This window comes from Fuscovulum blasticum DSM 2131, assembly GCF_003034965.1.
GTDB classification, from domain to species: domain Bacteria; phylum Pseudomonadota; class Alphaproteobacteria; order Rhodobacterales; family Rhodobacteraceae; genus Pseudogemmobacter; species Pseudogemmobacter blasticus.
Genome location: NZ_PZKE01000048.1, coordinates 1 through 2,250 on the forward strand (window position 1 = coordinate 1; position 2,250 = coordinate 2,250).

The 2,250-nt window shown below is 69.4% G+C and carries 2 protein-coding genes; one reads left to right on the plus strand and one right to left on the minus strand.

Translation table 11 applies throughout. The annotated features are described in order from the left end of the window. Window positions 1-32: 32 nt before the first annotated feature. The gene (locus C5F44_RS17565) at window positions 33-1,394 is read right to left on the minus strand and encodes a cytochrome P450 (protein ID WP_107674934.1); all 1,362 of its coding nucleotides are present in this window, start codon (window positions 1,392-1,394) and stop codon (window positions 33-35) included. Window positions 1,395-1,497: 103 nt separating this feature from the next. Here C5F44_RS17565 and C5F44_RS17570 point away from each other — a divergent pair, with 103 nt between their 5' ends. Further along, entirely contained in the window at window positions 1,498-2,166 is a 669-nt protein-coding gene (locus C5F44_RS17570; RefSeq protein WP_228156732.1) for a hypothetical protein, read from the plus strand. Window positions 2,167-2,250 lie beyond the last annotated feature (84 nt).

Below are 2,250 nucleotides of genomic sequence, written 5' to 3' on the forward strand. Positions count from 1 at the left end.
CGCCNCCGGCCTGCGGGGCAGGCCCGGCGGACTCAGGCCCTGTCGACCATCAGCCAGACCCCGCCTTCGGGCCGCAGCGTCAGGATCATCACCGGCTTCGGGTCGCGCCCCGGAACGCGCGCAAAGCGGAACCGGGCCAGCAGGGTGGCCAGGATGATCACCGCCTCTTGCAGGGCGAAACTTGCGCCGATGCAGACGCGGGGGCCGTCGCCGAAGGGCAGGTAGTGGAAGCGCGGGATCGCCCGGGGGTCGACAAAGCGGTCGGGGCGGAAGGCATCGGGGGCCTCCCACAGCTTGTGATGCCGGTGCAGCGCATAGATCGGCAGGATCACCGTATCGCCCCGGCGCACCTCGCGGCCGCAGAGTTCATCGGGCGCCTGCGCGGTGCGGGCCAGAAAGGCGGCCGGCGGATACATCCGCAGCGCCTCGTCCACGATGCGGCGGGTCAGGGGCAGCGCGGGCAGGTCGCCCACCCCGGCGGCCCGATCCCCCAGCGCGGCCTGCGCCTCGGTTCGCGCCGCCTCTTGCACCGCGGGATCGAAGGCGCAGAGGTACAGCGCCCAGCCCAGCGTCAGCGCGGTTGTCTCATGCCCCGCGACGATGAAGGTCAGCAGGTTGTCGCGCAATTCCTCCGTGGTCATGCGCCGGCCGCTTTCGGGGTCTTCCCCGGCCATCAGCAGGTCCAGCAGATCGGGCGGTGTCTTGGCGCCTTCGGCCCGCCGGGCCGTGATGGCCCCGTCTGCCAGCCGCTTGGTCGATTGCATCGCCGCCCCGGTGCGCAGCCGCCCCAGCCGGGGCACCCAGGCCGGGGCGCCCAGAATGTCCAGCAGGGAAACCCTGGCGTTGTCCGCAATGTATTGCTCGATCGCCTTGTGGACCGCCGCGCGGTCAAACGCCTTGCCGCCGGAGAAGGTGACATCCGAGATCACCTCGAAGGTGGCGGTCACCATCTCGTCGAACAGGTTCGCCGCGCGCCCCGGCACCAGCCGGGCCGACACCCGTTCCGCCGCCGCCGTCATCACCGGGGCCAGGGCCGCCACGTTGCGATGCGAGAACACCGGCGCGGCGGTGCGGCGCTGCCACATCCATTCCGCCCCGTCGGCCACGAACAGGCTTTCGCCGATGGCCGGCGACAGGATCAGCTTGGTCACCACCGACTTGGGGTAGTTCCCCACATTGTCCCGCAAGACCCGCTTCAGGGCATTGGGGTCCATCAGCATGTGCCAGCGCCGGGCGGTCGTGCCGCTGAGGATCGGCGCATGGGTGGCGATTTCGGGCACCAGTTCCAGAACATTGCGCCGCCCGGCCTGCAGCGACCCCCAGACCCCCAGTGGCCGCGTGGCCAGCGGCACGCGGACGGGCAGGGGGGCTGTGTCGGGCGGTGTCCGGGTCATGGACTGTAGATAGGGCACCGCCGGTATTTTGCGAGGGCGTTGCGGCATCCCCGCCGCTCGGCTATGGCTGGGCCGGTCTCGTGTCCTTGCGGAGTATCTGCCGATGGCCCTGCGCCACCTGTTCCCTGCCCTGATGGTTGTCGGCCTTGCCGCCTGTGGCCGCAACGATCTGGCCGAACCGCCCATGCCGCTGGGCGAATTCGCGCTGGGCCTGAACATCGTGGTGGCCGACAAGGTGGAGATGGTGCCGATCAGCCGCCCGGCGACCCCCGCCGAATGGGAAGCCGCCATGACCAAGGCCGTGGCCGACCGTTTCGGCCGCTACCAGGGGACCAAACTTTACAACATCGGCATCTCGGTGGATGGCTATGCGCTGGCCCCGCCCGGTATTCCGGTTGTCGCGGCGCCCAAGTCGGTGCTGGTGATCACCGCCAACATCTGGGACGACGCCGCGCGCAAGAAGCTGAACGAGGAAGGCAAGCAGTTCACCGTCTTCGAAGGCCTGTCCGGCGAAAGCGTGATCGGCACCGGCATCACGCGCAACAAGAAGCAGCAGATGGAGGCGCTGTCCTACAACGCCGCCAAGAAGGTCGAGGACTGGCTGGTGCAGAACCCGCAGTGGTTCGGGATGACGCCCGAACAGATGGATGCCGCCATCGCTGCCCGTGCCGTGACCGTGAAATCGGACGCCAAGGCGGCCGCTGCGGCCAAGAAGGCCGCCGCTGCCGCGGCGCCGGCTGCGGCACCGCAGACAGGCCATTCCGGTAACTGAGGCTTGATTTTCCCGGCTCCTGCCAGTAAGTCGCCGCGCGAGTGAACCGAGGGTCCTTTTCCGGGGCCCCACGAAACAAGGGCG

Coding starts and splice junctions, on each gene's coding strand:
- C5F44_RS17565 (WP_107674934.1), bottom strand. CDS start 1,394: ATGACCCGGACACCGCCCGACACAGCCCCCCTGCCCGTCCGCGTGCCG.
- C5F44_RS17570 (WP_228156732.1), top strand. CDS start 1,498: ATGGCCCTGCGCCACCTGTTCCCTGCCCTGATGGTTGTCGGCCTTGCC.